This window comes from Parafrankia sp. BMG5.11, from assembly GCF_004337455.1.
In genome coordinates, this window is sequence record NZ_SJXI01000084.1 from 1 (window position 1) to 16,107 (window position 16,107).

Here is a 16,107-nt window from a genome sequence, read left to right on the forward strand (position 1 = left end):
ACATCATCGTCCAACTTGGCCGCGACGAAAATGGACGCCGCGGGATTATCGATATTTCTGAGACCGCCACCCTCCTGCGCTGACATGAGGCACCCCTCTCGATGCCATGCAGGGCAGCAGTGCCTCAGTGGTGCTGAGTAGGTGGAGTAGCCCACAAGTGGCCCACCAAACCCTGCAGCCTTTTCGCATGCAGGCAAATCATTTAACCACGTCATTAAGTTGTCCGACCTACGGCCAAACTAACTCTGATTCGCGGAATGTGGTGTCAAATGGAAACTGTCTGGGATTGGCTCACTGTGTTTGCCTTTGCGGGGCTTGTCACTCTTCTACTGCAGCGATCCAGCGAAGAAGAGCCCCGGGATAAGCTTTGGCAGTACGCACCACCGGCGGTGGCCTGCGCAGTCGCAAATTATGCCGGCAATGAGGGGATGCACGTCCTGGCGGGAGGCATTCTCATGGCCGCGGTCGTTTACATCTGGATGGTTCTAAAGGTCGAGATACCGTGGACGAAGTAGACGCGGAAACGATCTCGCTTCCGTCGATTGGCGTCCAAGGCCTGTTCACCTCTCAGTCGGCCGAGGGTTTGAAAGTGTGTCACAGAGCTCGTCAGCGATCGCTGTCCTATAGTGGCACGAGCGATGAGCCCTACTGGAGTTTTATCGTTATGGATGCACACCCTACATGACGAGGCGAACAAGTCTGTTCGAGGGACTGTTGTGAACGCGGACGTAAAGAACCTTCGCACGAAAGGAACAGCGAAACTGGCCGCGGCGCGGCCTGCCCGTGACCGGCGCGCAGTGATGTACGTCATGAGCCTGGTCTTCGATCTTCTGGCCGTAGTGGGCGGCTACCTCGTTGCCCTCGCTTTTCGAGAGGAGGAATGGCTGGAGGCGGCGGGTCAGCCTCTGATCCTGCTCGCACTGCCAATCTTCCTAATGTTCGAGATTGGCCGCGAAGTGCAGTCGGTGGAAGCCTTGGAAAGCCGATCCCTGGGTACAACGCGGGCATTAGCAGCCCTCGCGGGAACTGCGCTCGTAATTGTAGGCCTCACCTTCTTTCTTAAGATTCAGGAGCTATCCCGGATTGGCTTCACGCTAAGCTTCGTCGTCGCCGCTGCGTTCATCATCCTTGGTAAGCTCGCTCTTGACTGGGTCTTTCGGAGACTGATGGGTGGGACAGCGACCAGCGAACTGATGATCTTGGACGGCCTTGAGGTGGAACCGCAGCCCGGCATGGATCTTATCGATCTAAGGACGCGTGGCTTGTCGGCGGATCTGTCAGACCCACACGCTTTAAGTCAAATATCCAGCCTACTTGCCCCCTACGACAGGGTCGTGGTCGCATGTCAATTTGACCGGCGGCCTGTTTGGGCGACCATTCTAAGGGGCCATGATGTGGGCGGAGAGATACTGCTCGACCGGGACCTTTTAGTAGGTGCAGTAGCGGTGGGGCGCTGCGGCAATGAGGACACATTGATACTGTCCCGCGGACCTATAAACTTGATCAACCGCATCCAGAAGCGCGCCTTCGACGTCGCCATCTCGCTGGGGCTCCTTATCCTGCTTTCTCCATTGCTCCTGCTTGTCGCGCTAGCTTTGAAGCTAGAGGGCTCCGGCCCTGTTCTTTTCAAACAAACACGCGTCGGTTTGGGCAACAGGCTATTCTCCATCTTGAAATTTCGCTCCATGCGCGAAGAGAGTACGGACGAAGAGGGGCGTCGGTCAGCCAGTCGGGACGATGACCGCATTACCCCCGTGGGGCGATTCATCCGCAGGACGAGCATTGATGAGCTGCCGCAGCTGATAAATGTATTGCGAGGCGACATGAGCATCGTAGGTCCGAGACCGCATGCCCTCGGATCGCTAGCAGGCGATCACCTGTTTTGGGAGGCGACGGACGGATATTGGCTGCGACACGCGCTCAAACCCGGGATCACGGGTTTGGCTCAGGTCAGGGGTTTTCGTGGTGCGACACCAAGCAAGGACGATGTGCGAAGGAGGGTAAGGGCTGACTTGGAGTACCTGACGAACTGGTCTCTGTGGGGAGACGTTTTGATCCTGCTCAAGACCTTTCGAGTGGTGGTGCACGAGAATGCCTTTTGATGCGATCGTCGCGCGGACTTGAGCTATGTTGCATAACCTAGAAATTGCACCGCACGTTGATAGTCCAGCCAAGCTTTACCGCGGCCAACGACAAAGGGCTAACGAGCCCTTGAGAGTTCAGGGCAGCTGTATTCCGGAACTCGCATGTTCACGCCAAAGATAAAAGCCATAGCAGGCCAGGTTCTTCGCTTCGGCATTTCCACCGGCTTCAGTGCAGCGTTGTCCTTTGGACTACCGCTCATTCTGCACGAATACCTAGGCTTAACCGAACCCGCCGCGGTGGCGATCGGGTTCGCGATCGCATACGCAGGAAACATTTGGTTGCTACGCAACTTTGTGTTTCGAAGCACCGCGGATTGGTGGGGTGAAGTTTTCCGTTACATGGCGATAAACGCGGCTTTCCGCCTGATCGAATATGGAGCATTCTTTTTTCTCTTTAAGACTGCTGGACTCGATTACCGGATTGCCCTTCTAGCTGTGCTCGGCGTCTCCGCGGTGCTTAAGTTTTTCTTGTACCGAGAGGTTTTCTCGGGAAGGCAGGGGAGCGCCGCCGCGTAGATCCCGGTTGCGAAACTCAAGATCGAGCCGCCTGACGCGTTCAAGCGTCATTTCCATAAGTTGCCGATTACGTCCGACCAGATCGGCTAACAACCCCATTACGAACGTGATACTTCCAACCGTTAGCAACGCTGAACCTATTACTAAAGACTGGATTTTACCGGAGCCACCCACGAAGAAGTAAAAATATAGAAATCTTATAATCGGCATCATGCCTACAACTGCGATCAGGGCTCCCAGCAACGAGAATATGCGGAGCGGCTGGTACATCGCATACATGCGGATCGCCGTCGTACCGGAACGCTCGATGAAACGGAAAACAGACTTGAACAGGCGAGATTCACGCGTTTTCGGATTGGTCCGAACAGGCGTGCTGGCGACCGCCATGCTTTTCTTACCGGCCTGTATCAGCATCTCGATCGTGTAGCTGAAGGATGAGACGATGTTGAGCTGCATCGCAGCGTGCCGAGAGATCGCCCGAAATCCACTGACAGCATCAGGCACCTGAACTCCGGAGAAGGTTCGAACGACCGAGCTGCCGAAACTCTGAAGCAGCTTCTTCCCGGGCGAGAAATGTTCGATCTTCGCCGTCTGCCGGTCACCGATCACTATCTCGGCCTCGCCTCGAATGATTGGCTCGACCAGTTTCGCGATATCTCCCCCATAGTACTGATTATCACCATCGGTGTTCACGATGATGTCAGCACCTGCCCCGAGAGCGAAGTCGATGCCACGTGCGAAGCTTCGCGCTAGGCCGAGGTTTGTTGTGTTCCGTAGGACGTGATGAACGCCGAGTTGACGGGCAAGCTCAGCAGTCTCGTCAGAGGACCCGTCGTCGATCACGAGATATTCAATGATGTCAATGCCGTCTATGCGGCTAGGTAGGTCGCCCAAGGTCTGCGGCAGCGTATCGCACTCGTTGAAACACGGTATTTGGATGATCAGCTTCATCGGGCGACCTCCAATCGAGTTCCGCCCTTCGCTCCCTCAGCGGAGGACTTGGGTCGGCGATATGCAGCGAGGAGAACTACTGACGCGAAAGGAACGATCCAGATGAGACGCATTTGGTACCTAGCGTGAGGTCCAGAAAGTGCTCCACAAATTAGAGCATTAGCTAAGACCCCAAGAACCACCAGCACGACAAAATACCAAAGCTCCTTCGGTATTTTCTCGGTTTTTGCACGCTCCGATCGCAGATATATAGCAGCAACAACACCGAGTGCCGCAAGAGTGCTCAAGACGCTCAACCATACGAATGGGGCGATAGGCATGTTCCTTTGCGCCGCACGTGTCTCGGCAATCCCTTCAGCGATTCGGGTGGGATATTTTTCGAACAACTCTTTCCCTCGCCTTTCGGGATAGTTGAAATTTTCTAGGTCGAAGCTGGAAAGCTGCTCAAGAGCAGAACTGACGGCTACGCTCGCGAACCCAAGCACATCGTCTGACAAGGTCGTTATGAAGAACGTCTTATCTTGGCTCGCCATCGTGAGTTGGTCCTCATAACTGAGGTTTTGAAAAAGCCCGGTTTGCAGGTCCTCGCTCCATAAGAACGAGTCGCTTTCCAAGGGTAAGCGATGGAGATAGCGGCAAAGCAAAAACGGCTCTGAGTCGGCATCACAATTGCGCCTTAGGTAGTCGGTTCCAGGTCCCGCTGCGGTAAGCCTCGCAGACAGAAAGGGCGGAGAAAGCGGCTTCGCATTCAACGCCATTTCGACCGCCAAGTTGAACACCGCGATCGAGCCCGCCCCGATAACGAGCACAGGAACAGCCAGAGCCAAAGGGCGCAGTTGCATGCGCCCAAAGACGGCCGCAAGGAGCCCAACTGCGGCCACCGCTGCGGCGATCAGCAGATGAGTGGTGTGAAAAGTGACAAACAGTGCGCTGGCCAGCACAAAGACCCACCTTTCAACGCGCGTCAGTCTGTCAAAAAAAGCTATGACCACACTCATCGTAAGGATAAGAAGCCCCGAATAGATATCGGGCATCAACATGCTGGTGTAGAAAGGGAGAGGGGTGACTAATGTCAGCCCTCCCAGAACCCACATTAACTTCGGAGACGCCTTCCCATAAAGCACGCGCGCCAAAATCCGCCCAACATAGAACAGAGTTCCAGCCGTGATCAGCGACTGAAGAAAGATTGCGCCCCAACTACCGACGAGGATCATTGGCAGGTAGAGTAAAAAGCCGTAGTATATTGAACGGCCGGCGTATACACTACGCGTCGGAGTGACCTTCCCGAAGCTTGTTGGCAACGATTCCTGCGCCGAGTTGGTCATGACTGGCTGATTAGTACCGGCTGCCAACCGATCGGACCATTCACTCCGCTGTCCAGTCGCGTACACAACAGCAGCGTCCGCCGCGCGCACATAGTTGCTGGTATCAGGGAACCAAAAGGGGCCACCGTTGATCGCTGCCGGCCACAAGAGCGCCAGAGTTCCCCACGACACGAGCAGCATCGAGCGGAGCCAATATCTTGACAGAGTGTGACGCAAGCTCCGCTCCCCGGGAAAATCAAGTCGATAGTGCCGAATGACTCCCTGGGAGTATACTGCGACTATATCTCTCCTGATGGCGAACACGAGTGAGTTCCACAAGGAAACATTGCGCCAATTCCGTCTTGACGTTTTTTCGCACTCGCGGGCAGTTTCGACTGCCTAGGTTACATCAGCCACGGCAGGCATTGTTCATGATCGATGCCGCCGTAGGCGGCGGGGCTGCCAAGCCGTGCCGGATAGGATTTTCTAAACGGTAAGCGGGTTTGCGCCGCCAGCGGATCGGCCTTACAGGAGGTTCCGCTCACCAGATCAATTCATGAGGTTAGATGCGACCGTGGAGAAGCCAATTGGTCGACTCGCCTGAGTGCACTTCGCGGATTTGGAATGATTGAAATATACTCTACGGCGCCACCCGACCATTTGGAGCATTGAACTGGCAGGCCATCCAAGCCTCCAGCAAGAGCAGCCGTGCAAATATATCTTCGCATTCGATATTATGGAGACCACATGCGGTTCTTGGCACTACTTCTTATTTTAGTGGCCGTTCCTGCCTTCCTATTCATGCTTCGTTCGAAGCGCGGCTATAGAACCGCCTGCTTTCTCCTCGGCATCCTTCCATTCTGCCTCAATGCTCTCAACCTCGACTTTGCTATCGTCAACTGGGCTGCATGGCCAGGTTATGCCAAGGGCTTGGTTGTTACAATCTTAGACAGTCTGTCCCTCGCCTTCATTATCGCAAATCGTAATGTTCTCAGCCGCCTACCGTTCAAAGTCGTGTTTATAGCTTATTTTTTGGCTATGTCTCTCTCGGCCTTCGGCTCTAGCACACCAATGGCAGCGGCTTTCTACCCCTTTCAGTTGTTACGAATCTTCGCTTTGTTCTTAGCCGTAGCATTGCTGATGGGAAGACCCGAAGGACTCAGATGGCTCGTAGCTGGCCTCGGGTCAGCAGCTATTCTGCAAGGCCTGGTCACATTGACGCAGCGGTTGGATGGAGTTTTTCAGGCGCCGGGAACGATGGCTCACCAGAACATGCTAGGCTTGATGCTCCACTTCGTCATTTTGCCTCTCTTCGCGGTGGTGCTTGCCGGACGGCCTAGCAAGCTAGTTCTTGCTGGCGTGCTTCTTGGGTTGTTAGCCGTAGCGCTCGGCGCATCACGAGCTACGATCGGCTTTCTGGGCATGGGGCTTGTACTATTAATCGGACTGTCACTTTGGCGATCGACTAGTCAGCGAAAGTGGAAGGCTGTCGGCGCGGGTGTACTAGCGATGATCTTGGCAGCGCCCCTTGCACTTTCGGGGCTGGAGCAGCGGTCGGAGTCCCAAAACCTCGAGGGAAGCTATCACGAGCGACTTGCATTCGAACGCGCGGCAAAACTGATGCTCGCCGACAACCCGATGGGTGTGGGAGCCAACCAGTACGTCGTCACCGCCAACCTAGGAGGCTACTCCGAGCGTGCAGGTGTTATCTGGAACGCAGGCAGCCGCGCCGCGCACGTCCACAACCTCTACCTGTTGACGGCCGCAGAGGGCGGCTGGCTTGGCCTTCTTGCTCTTGTAGCTCTGTTCGCATGGCCAATTATACGAGGGCTCGAATTCGGATTGAGGAAGGTGCGCGATTGGCGCGGCGACATAGTACTTGGGGCAACTGTAGCATTGATAGTCGCGGCGGCTCACAGCCTCTACGAGTGGATTTTTGTGAGTTATCAGGCCCAATACCTGTTCGCAATCGCGCTCGGCTTGATCGCAGGTTCGATCCGCCAGCAAGCCAGGGAGCAGCGAGCAGCGAAAAGAAGATTCAGGGTGCTTGGTCCACTACACGTCGGGAAGGCATGTCGCGCCGCGGATTAGCAATATAGAGCAGCGGCCGCTCGATCTTCCGGTGAAATAGTTCTGCTACAGCTACGCATATCGCGGAAACGGCCAAGCTCGCCACAATGGCGTTCGGCGGAGAAGATAGTGGGTACATACTGGAACCGGCGAGCAGAATGGTTATCAGCAAAATGTGCAGAAGATACAAGGAGTAGCTGCTGTCTCCGAGGAGACTAATGATTCGCACCACCCTCCCGGCCCCCGCCTTCACCTCGAGGCACACCACACCCAAAATGAGAAGCGCGCTTGGCAAACCCCACGACAACGCGCTTGGGAGTGTCTTGTAGCCGTAGGCGGCTCCTCCCAAGAAAAGGATGATGGCCAACCCCACCCAGAGTTCCCCGCCCCACTGAGGGAGATAATTTCGTTTAAAAAGCCACCCAATTCCCACCCCCGCTATGAACTCTAGGAGCAGTGAGTTTGTGACGACGTGCATAGCCGAAGATTCGGGCCGAAAAACGAGACCAAGGATCGGGAGGCAGATGAATGCACCTGAGAGGACAAAGAAGCCGCGACTGAGTCCCAGCCACATTGTGAGCGCAAAACAGATGTAGAAGAACATCTCGTACACCAGCGTCCAAGCTGGGCCGATGATAGAACTTGACACCCCAGGCCAAAGAAGGAGCGCTCCAGCGATCTGAGCTGCGCTAAGGTTGTAAGGATCACCGACGAAGCTGTGGAAGGCCAGATAGAGAGCTGCGCAAATCCAGTATACCGGATAGATCCGCAAGAGCCGCCGCCTCATGAACTGGGACACGCTAAACTCTGGCTCGAAGCGGCTCGCGACGACCATGATAAACCCGCTGATGACAAAAAAGATGTGCACGCCCACCGCCCCGAAACCAAACAGATACTGCTCCTCGTCAAAGAGGGTGCCTGCACCCGCTTCGGAGAGAGCAGTGTGTGAGTGGAACAAAACAACGAGGAACGCTGCAATTGCGCGTAGCATCTGAATGGAGTGAAATGTGCTCGGAGTCGGTTCCATGTCCCTCTTTCTCTCTGCAGTGGAGCGGCGTGTTTAGCAGGAAAAGCATACTTGAAAGTTATATTCCGCTGGCCCTCCCTGTGCCGGCACCCCATCACCCAAAGGCTCTGATCTTGTTGGGATTGGATTCTCTCTCCCGGACACGGGGGGCTCACAAGGTTGGTAGCGCAGAGCGATCTTCGATGATGAATGAGAAGAAGAACCTGAGGGAACAAAAATGGTGGCTGGGCAGCGCCGTTCGGACGCGCCGGGTAAGGGCCGCTAGCGGCAGCAAACTGAGTGAATTGAGAACAGAGGCGCCCGGCCCGAATGCGGGGAATCCTTCACCTGCGGCTATTGTCCTGCCTTCACCCCCCCCCCGACACTGCTTTCAAGCCTGACTGTCATGCGATTCTATTCCTCGGTAGGCTATCTGCGGCGAGTTATGCTGCAGAGAGTGGTTCTCTTTACCGCCACAGCATGGATCACTGCACAACACGGAATTCAGCAGATCCTGCGTCTAGGTACTAACGTCATACTCGCTCGATTGCTCGCGCCCGAGTTGCTTGGGGTGATGTTGCTCATCAATACGCTTAGGACAGGTGGCGAGCTACTGTCTGACCTCGGCATCGGCCAAAGCATTGTGAGCGACCCCCGCGGGCGTGAGTCCGACTTTTATAACACAGCTTGGACGATCCAAATCTTGCGTGGTTTGGTTTTGTTTGTCGCAGCACTGCTAGCAGCTTCCCCCCTCGCTGATCTTTACGACAGCCCCGAACTCGGCATCATCCTTCCGATCGCCGCCTTAGTTTTCTTGATTTCGGGATTCTCCTCGCCGTCGCGGTTCCTCCTGCAGAAGGACATGCAGGTCAAGCGTCTGGCAATATTGGGGATCGGAATGGCGATATCGTCGAGCACCATCCACATCGCTCTCGCTCTCTACACGCCGACGATCTGGGCTCTGGTTGCGGGACTTTTGATTAGCACGGCGGGTGGAACCATCGTGAGCTTCTTTCTTATCGACTGGAGAATGCACCGATTAAAACTCAGCGCGGATGCAGCGCGCTCAATTATTGGGTTTGGAAAGTGGATATTTTTATCTTCCCTTATCTACTTTGCCGCTATGAATTTCGACCGGCTCTACTTCGCGGACGCCGTATCTTTTACGATCTTGGGCGTCTACGGTATCGCTCGCACCTTTGCCGATGCTATCACTCAGCTGTTTATCCGCTTCAGTCGCCAGATTATATTTCCGAAATTCGCCGCCGCGCGAGATCAGGTTGTTGAACTCCGACTGCGAATCATCCCGATGCGTCGCATTGCCCTTATGGGGATGGCTATTTTTCTCGCCACGTTGGTGGCTGTCGCCGACCAGTTCATTTACCTTGCCTACGACCAGCGCTATGACGCCGCCGCCGTGTTCTTGCCGATCCTGCTAGTTGGCACGTGGTTCGCCGTTCTCGCTTCAGCCGGTGAGGCCATGATGCTCGGCATAGGCAAGTCATCCGGCATGGCTGCCTCGAACGCTACAAAGTTGGCTATCGTCGTCGTAACGGTGCCGATCATTCTTCCGATAGCCGGAATGGTGGCGGCTATGGGGGCGATCGTCGCTGCAGAAGCGGTGCGGTATGCTGTTCTTGCCTGGCTTAAGCGATCGAATGGAATCTCTTTTATCAGGCAAGACTTGTTGGCCACTACTTGCTTTCTTCTGGCAATACCGTTTTTCCGGGAGTTTACTCACCTCATCGGATTTACGGACGGCATACAGGGTTGGGTTACCAGAATGGGAGCTCAGGTTGGCTGAGGATCAAGAACTCGGCATTGTGGCGATCGGCAGAAACGAAGGCGCGCGACTGCAACGGTGTTTGGAGTCGGTCCCTGCGGGAGTTCCAATTGTCTACGTGGATAGTGGTTCTACAGATGGGAGTGTCGCCCATGCTAGAAGCGCCAAAGCAGAAGTTGTAGAGCTGGACCTTGCTGTTCCTTTTACGGCAGCGCGGGCTCGCAACGAGGGTTTCGCCCGCCTCTTGGAGCGCTGGCCTAAAATCCAGCTAGTTCAATTCCTCGATGGTGACTGTGAGATTGAGCCGGAGTGGCTTGGGAGTGCCATTGCATTCCTAGCAAGTAACGCGGCAGTTGCAGCTGTTTGCGGAAGGCGCCGCGAACGTTATCCCGACGCCAGCTTCTATAACAAACTCTGCGACCAAGAGTGGGATACGGCGATCGGCCGGGCGAAGGCTTGTGGCGGCGATTCTCTCATGAGAGTGGAGGCGCTGCGTCAGGTTGGCGGCTTTGACCCAAACTTAACGGCGGGAGAGGAGCCGGAACTTTGTGCTAGGTACCGGGACGCTGGATGGGAGGTTTGGCGGATCGAGGCGCCCATGACTATTCATGATGCAGCTATGTTTCATTTTCGACAGTGGTGGTTACGTGCGGTCCGAAGCGGGTACGGCTATGCGCAAGTTTGGCACAAAACAACCCGCAGTCCTTCGCCTCCACTCTATGGAAGAGAGCTCGCACGCGCATTCGCCTGGACAGCGGGAGTTCCTCTACTAGCGTTTCTTCTAAACCCTGCGATTGGATCAGCTGGATTTCTCCTTGCTGGTGCGCTGTGGACTGTTCAATTCGCAAGGCTAGCCAAGCGTAGCGGCCCGCGTATGGCAGTACACCTTATGGTTGGAAAAGCCGCCGAGGCCTTAGGTGCAATCAAGTATGCCCAAGCTGCTTTGAGCCGACGCAATGAAAGCGCAATAACTTACAAATGAACTCAATCGGATATCTAGTAAGCGAGTACCCAGCCCGCTCACACACATTTATCAGCAGAGAGATCGCTGCGCTCCGCAGGAAGGGCCTCTCCGTTTTGCCCTTCAGCATCCGCGAAGCGTTAGAGTCTGCCAGCATGGATGAAGTTGTACCGGCGGTCCTTCAAAGAGGCTCTCTGAAATATGTGGGTTATGCATCGATGATGCTGCTCGCGCACCCGATCAGGGCTCTCTCCACTTGGTGGCTCGCCCTGAAGCATCGCCCACCCGGACTACGAGGATTCGTCTGGAGCCAGTTCCACTTCGTTGAAGCGGTAATTCTCGCTGCGATGCTTCAGAAGAAGAAAGTGAACCATCTTCACAGCCATTTTGCGAATAGTGGCGCTACTATTGGAATGCTCGCAGCGCACTTAATCTGTATTCCTTGGAGCCTCACGTTGCACGGGATCTCAGAAACGGACTATCCTGCGGGCCTCCTTCTCAGAGACAAGTTGACCCGAGCGAGGTTCGTAGCGTGCGCCAGTTGGTTCATGCGCGCTCAGGCGATGCGCCTCACGCCGATGGACGTGTGGCCAAAACTGCACGTGGTCAGATGCGCTATCGATGCTGCCAGCCTACCTCTAGCACTCTCGTCACCAAAAAATGCTGTCTTCGAACTCGTGTGTGTTGGTAGAATGTCACCGGAGAAGGGCCATTTGGGCTTGATTGAGGCGCTTGCTCGGTTGGTTGAGAATCATGTTGATGTACGGCTCACCATCGTGGGAGACGGTCCTCTCCGAACTGAGATCGAGTTTGCGTTGGCGCAGAAGGGTCTCATTGAACATGTCCGCCTACTAGGAGCATTGCCCGAGCGAGAAACCCTAATAGAGATCGCTTGCGGCGACGCGCTTGTGCTCTCAAGCTTAATGGAAGGTCTCCCTGTTGTGCTGATGGAGGCGATGGCTTTGGGAAAGCCTGTAGTTGCACCATACATTGCCGGAATACCAGAGCTGGTGGAGCATGAGGTTACAGGGCTGCTCTTCCGTCCTGGGGATTGGAAGCAATTAGCTGATCGAACAATGCAGCTCGCAGCTAATCCTAAAGTTTCGATGGAGATGGGGCAGCGAGGACAAACACGTGTTTGTACAGAGTTCGACGCCGACATTGCAGTCGCCCCCCTCCTAAGGCTATTCCGCCCCGTAAGTCGGGAGTGACCCTTCGAATACAATCCTTTTCCTTTTTATAAATGGCCTCTTAGGTCGAGCGCTTTCTTGAAGTCCAGGCTGCGATTGTATATGTGCTTGACCGCAGGTATAAGCCTTATACGCTTGATGGATGCCAGGTGCTGACGGAGGCGATCTCTAAATGACGCAGAATTGCGCCTTCGGCCCTTCAATTGGTCGTGGAGTAACAAACACTCGAGTTACAGCACTCTCGTTTTGGGGCTGCAGTTTCGCGAGTCTTGACGTATCTTGGTGCGCCCTAACACTGATACGATCACGCTTCGGCCCATCACCTCAAGTTATTGAATGACACTCATCCGGAGTCATGGCAGCATCGCCAGATGTTTCTAGAAAAATTTGATCGCATCCGGATCATCAGCCTAGCCAGCCGCAAGGATCGGCGCATGGAGATGTTGGCGCAGTTCGAGAGAGTTGGGTTGGCCGGGGACCCGCGCATAGAGTTCTTTGATGCTCTCTCATTCAGCGACTCTGGACCGTTTCGCCGTCGCGGCTCACATGGTAATTTCAAAAGTCGTATCCCGCTGCTACGAGATGCTGGCAATGCGGGTCAGTCGATCTTGATCTTTGAAGACGACTGTGATTTCCTAATACCTGAAATATTTAACTATAAGCTCCCTGATGGTTGGGACATCGTCTACGGCGGCTACACTGCCAGCAATCCGAGAGACCTGTTAAATAGCGATATTGTCGGCTCCCATTTTATGGGCTTTTCGCCGCGTGCTGCGGCAGCCGCAGCTGATTATCTAACCGCTTATCTCGATCCCCAATTTCCTCCGGATCCTCGAGCTGCGACTGAAAGCGGCTTCGATCCGCGCATCAAGCCTCCGATCGACGGTGCCTTTGTATGGTTCCGCCGTTCTCGTCCTGACCTTGTGACGGTCTTTGCGAAGCTTGGCTATCAGAGGTCTTCACGAACAGATGTAGGCGAAAGGAAATGGTTCGATCAGCTTCCCGTAGTTCGGCAGTTGGTAGGAGTAGCAAGGCAGGTCACTCGGCGGGCGCTACCCGCCCGGAACACACGCAATTGATCGGCCACTAGCCTCGCTAGAAACCCTAAGCTGCAGACGCCGATGTCCGGCCTTTAGCTCGCCCGAACAGGTACCGCTCACGACTGCTCACTGGGCGCCGCCCGAATTCCAAGAGAGCTCCAAGCGAGCGGTTGTGCGCTCCTCGCCATTTTGCTTGGCGAGCCGAGCAACAAATGCTGAGTTGTACAAAGTGGCGAACGCATAGATTTTCGCAGACTAAAAACGAGTGAGGCGCACTAGTTCATCGTTCTACCATCCGGTCGAGGGGAAGAAAAGTCAGGGTCTCGGCTTTCAGGCTAAAGCGACGAGCATCCGTTCGCGCGCCATTTAATTAGAGTTTTTAACTTCTCTTCCAAAAAACTGCCAGGGGTCGGATCCGATGCCAAGGTAGTCATACAATTTGGCGACTTCTGGCTCCAAGCGTTGCTTAACCTCAGCCACTTGTTCAGGAGAAAGGTCTGCATGATCGAAGGTCGGCGTCATCAGGCTGACAACTTGGTCGCGCACACCCCGCCTTAATCCTAGTGGCACATTTTTACGAATGGCCTCCGGAACAATTCGCCTGTACCAGGAGATCGTTGGAGCGTAGATGGACTTTCCCGCGCTGCTATTCTGCCGCGCTCTCCCACGATCGACACAATATGCATCATCTACTCCTAAAAAGGTAAAGATGTCGGCACATGTCCCCTCAATATCTGAAATGAAGTCTTCAAAGAATACGATCTTTATTTGTTCATCAGAAAAGTACTTCCTGAAGTTGCAGACGTTCGTCCAGTACATGGATGAGAGAAGGAATGGGGGATGCTGGAAAACAGCCTCTTGGTACACCGTGGACATCTTTTCCTCGTAGTGAGTCAGCCTTGCCCAATGCCCGTTGTCAAGCGTCTGCGCCCACTGCGACCGAAAGCGCGAAAATGGCTCGCGGACCATGTAAATAATTTTGGCCTCAGGTGAAAACTTATGAATGGCCGCCGGCACATGCGGGAAGACAAGAGTTTCTGAGTATATCGGAGTGGACTCGCCCCGAACAGCGTATCCCGATCCTCCGTCAAAAAATGATAAGTAGGCCTTTTCTCGCTCTTGAAAATCCTGCCGATTGAAATGCCAGAGTTCCTTTGGATCTGACATAAACACCTCAGGGTGCTGTGAGAGTAGATCATGGAGCAGCGTAGTCCCACACTTGGTGGCACCAATGACAAACAGGTTCGGCCGTAGGGACATTGTGGGATCCTCCTAAACGATCTCGCCTTGGTTAGTCCAGGCCGCTGAGTATCCTCCCCGACCGGAACTGGATCTAACGGCGTTACGATGTACTGGAAAACATTGCAAACCTTCGGACATCGTCACCAGCCGGATCGACTTGTCTAGGGGTTCGCCCCCACGGATCACCCGGGCTCAGCCCAGAGGATCACATGGTCGTCGCGAAGCTGTTTGTCAGGAAGCGTCCAGGGAATCTTGGGATATCTGACTCATTGATCAGCGGTGAAATCTTCTTCCCTTTTCTCAACAACTGTTCCGGTGGGCTGCCTGCCTAATGATCGAGCGAGATCCCCGGTCGTGAGGCGGCGCTCTCAGGATGCGCTGCTACCGTTGAACCCCGGCTTAAGGAGGTAGGTATCTTTCTCCTGTTCTATCCTTGCGCGAAGCCTAGCTTTTGACGCGAATTTAAGGCCTCAATCATCAAATGCGCACATGCAGCTTCGCAGCGGGACGACCGTCGCGAGTCCCACCTCGAACGCTGGCTATGTGCCTGCAGCGTGCGGGCGAAGATTGGTCAATCCCCGGGTTGAGAGGCCGGGAAGGCCCTGTGCCAACTTGAATAGCCGATCCTCTAAACGCTTCGGCGCAGGGAGTGCACGAGCCGACTCCATTGACTTGGATTTTACCCTGGCGAGGGCATCGGAAATCGGGAACGGGAGGTACTGATGCTTTCAAACGGCAACCGCACGCGCTGCTTCATGCTCGCGACATTAGCCGCTTCATGTCTATTCGGGTGTGGCCCAGATGACGGCGGTCAGGGCGCCCCAACCTCTGGTCCGGCACCGCCCCCTTCAGCAACGCCGGGTGCCACACCAACACCCACTCCGATGTCATTTAACCCCGCAGCCGGAGGGGAGACTTCGAAAGAGGCGAACGGGGTCATTCAGATGGCCAAGGTGGCGGACAGCATCAATGTTCCGTCTCTACTGACGAGCGCTGCGAAGGCGAGCAGCGCGGCTCCTGATGTAGTTGGTGGTTTCCGCTTCCTTTGCCCGCCGAGTCACATCTCCTTTGATGATCCGATCGTACATCCAGGGAAGCCTGGAGCTAACGAGCACCTGCACATCTTCTTTGGCAACACAAAGACTGACGCCAATTCGACCTACGAGAGCTTGCGCACGAGCGGCGACAGCACGTGCCGAAATATGCTAAATCGCTCAGCCTATTGGCAGCCTGCCATGCTCGGCAAGAACACATCGGGCCAGGACATGGTGATCGTTGAGGATTACACCAACTTCTATTATAAGGCCCGCCCCGCAGGTGACCCCAATGCAGAGGGCAAGCAGGTGGCCATCCCACGAGGATTAAACTTTGTCTTCGGTGGAATGGGACGGCCCGCGCGATTCAAATGCATTCAAGAGGGCACGTGGCATTCGACGCTCCAAGGGGCGCTATCTGTATGCTCAGTCGGGCAGCAGATCGACATGGCCCAGCAGACACCGGAATGCTGGGACGGCAAAAGCCTAGATTCACCGGATCACGCCTCACACATGGCGTTCCTCTTACGCGATAAAAACACGGGCAAAGAATACTGCCCTAACACGCACCCTTACCTGATACCGCGCCTGACGTTCCAAAGGATCTTCACCATCCGCGCCGATGACATCACCACCACTTGGCGCCTGTCCAGTGATAAGGCGGGGGATGTGCCAGGGTCGATGGCACACGCCGATTACATGATGGCCTGGAACGACGAGGTGCATGAGCGCTGGATGGATGCCTGCATCAACCAACTTCTTAACTGCTCAAGCGGTGACCTGGGTGACGGCAGCAAGATGCTTCCAAACGACATCTACAGAAACGGAATGGCAGCGAGCGGACGGCGTGTGCCTGTGCCAAAGCC

The 16,107-nt window shown here is 55.0% G+C and carries 14 protein-coding genes; 9 read left to right on the forward strand and 5 right to left on the reverse strand.

The genetic code is table 11. The features are described from left to right. Positions 1-269 precede the first annotated feature (269 nt). The 3 genes from E0504_RS54600 (at position 270) to E0504_RS54605 (ending at position 2,660) form a co-directional block, all read left to right on the forward strand. Complete coding sequence (locus E0504_RS54600; RefSeq protein ID WP_131627025.1) at positions 270-515, forward strand: XrtV sorting system accessory protein; 246 nt, start codon at positions 270-272, stop codon at positions 513-515. Between the two features lie 294 nt (positions 516-809). Then, positions 810-2,102, forward strand: coding sequence for an exopolysaccharide biosynthesis polyprenyl glycosylphosphotransferase (locus E0504_RS40975; RefSeq protein WP_165938775.1), 1,293 nt, complete (start codon positions 810-812; stop codon positions 2,100-2,102). Between the two features lie 144 nt (positions 2,103-2,246). After that, positions 2,247-2,660, forward strand: coding sequence for a GtrA family protein (locus E0504_RS54605; RefSeq protein ID WP_131627029.1), 414 nt, complete (start codon positions 2,247-2,249; stop codon positions 2,658-2,660). On the opposite strand, the gene E0504_RS40985 is transcribed toward E0504_RS54605, so the two are convergent. The 3 genes from E0504_RS40985 to E0504_RS50825 all read right to left on the reverse strand — a co-directional run bounded on the left by E0504_RS40985 (position 2,574) and on the right by E0504_RS50825 (position 5,460). Next, a complete protein-coding gene (locus E0504_RS40985) occupies positions 2,574-3,611 on the reverse strand; it encodes a glycosyltransferase family 2 protein (protein WP_131627031.1) in 1,038 nt (345 codons plus the stop codon). The genes E0504_RS54605 and E0504_RS40985 overlap by 87 nt on opposite strands. Then, positions 3,608-5,116: a hypothetical protein gene (locus E0504_RS40990; protein WP_131627032.1), complete on the reverse strand. Its 1,509-nt coding sequence runs from the start codon at positions 5,114-5,116 to the stop codon at positions 3,608-3,610. The genes E0504_RS40985 and E0504_RS40990 overlap by 4 nt, the downstream gene beginning before the upstream one ends. Positions 5,117-5,319: 203 nt before the next feature. Next, the gene (locus tag E0504_RS50825) at positions 5,320-5,460 is read right to left on the reverse strand and encodes a hypothetical protein (protein WP_165938776.1); all 141 of its coding nucleotides are present in this window, start codon (positions 5,458-5,460) and stop codon (positions 5,320-5,322) included. 202 nt (positions 5,461-5,662) lie between these two features. Here E0504_RS50825 and E0504_RS40995 point away from each other — a divergent pair, with 202 nt between their 5' ends. After that, positions 5,663-7,006, forward strand: a complete 1,344-nt coding sequence (locus tag E0504_RS40995) for an O-antigen ligase (protein WP_131627034.1) — start codon at positions 5,663-5,665, stop codon at positions 7,004-7,006. Here the strand turns inward: E0504_RS40995 and E0504_RS41000 are convergent. Next, on the reverse strand, positions 6,954-8,012 hold the full coding sequence (locus E0504_RS41000; protein WP_131627036.1) for an acyltransferase: 1,059 nt from the start codon (positions 8,010-8,012) through the stop codon (positions 6,954-6,956). The genes E0504_RS40995 and E0504_RS41000 overlap by 53 nt on opposite strands. A gap of 385 nt (positions 8,013-8,397) precedes the next feature. Between E0504_RS41000 and E0504_RS51570 the strand changes: the two genes are divergently transcribed. The 4 genes from E0504_RS51570 (at position 8,398) to E0504_RS41020 (ending at position 13,004) form a co-directional block, all read left to right on the forward strand. Further along, positions 8,398-9,795, forward strand: coding sequence for an oligosaccharide flippase family protein (locus tag E0504_RS51570; protein WP_131627038.1), 1,398 nt, complete (start codon positions 8,398-8,400; stop codon positions 9,793-9,795). Next, positions 9,788-10,756 (forward strand): glycosyltransferase family 2 protein, encoded by a 969-nt coding sequence (locus E0504_RS41010; RefSeq protein ID WP_207974666.1) that lies wholly within the window; start codon positions 9,788-9,790, stop codon positions 10,754-10,756. Before E0504_RS51570 ends, E0504_RS41010 begins: the two co-directional genes overlap by 8 nt. Beyond that, the gene (locus E0504_RS41015) at positions 10,753-11,946 is read left to right on the forward strand and encodes a glycosyltransferase family 4 protein (protein WP_131627040.1); all 1,194 of its coding nucleotides are present in this window, start codon (positions 10,753-10,755) and stop codon (positions 11,944-11,946) included. The genes E0504_RS41010 and E0504_RS41015 overlap by 4 nt, the downstream gene beginning before the upstream one ends. A gap of 350 nt (positions 11,947-12,296) precedes the next feature. Beyond that, positions 12,297-13,004, forward strand: coding sequence for a hypothetical protein (locus tag E0504_RS41020; RefSeq protein ID WP_131627041.1), 708 nt, complete (start codon positions 12,297-12,299; stop codon positions 13,002-13,004). Between the two features lie 327 nt (positions 13,005-13,331). Here the strand turns inward: E0504_RS41020 and E0504_RS41025 are convergent, their stop codons facing one another. Continuing rightward, positions 13,332-14,225: a sulfotransferase gene (locus E0504_RS41025; RefSeq protein WP_131627043.1), complete on the reverse strand. Its 894-nt coding sequence runs from the start codon at positions 14,223-14,225 to the stop codon at positions 13,332-13,334. Positions 14,226-15,151: 926 nt separating this feature from the next. Between E0504_RS41025 and E0504_RS41030 the strand changes: the two genes are divergently transcribed. After that, positions 15,152-16,107 (forward strand): DUF1996 domain-containing protein (locus tag E0504_RS41030; RefSeq protein ID WP_165938778.1); only part of this gene is annotated, 956 nt, incomplete at its 3' end.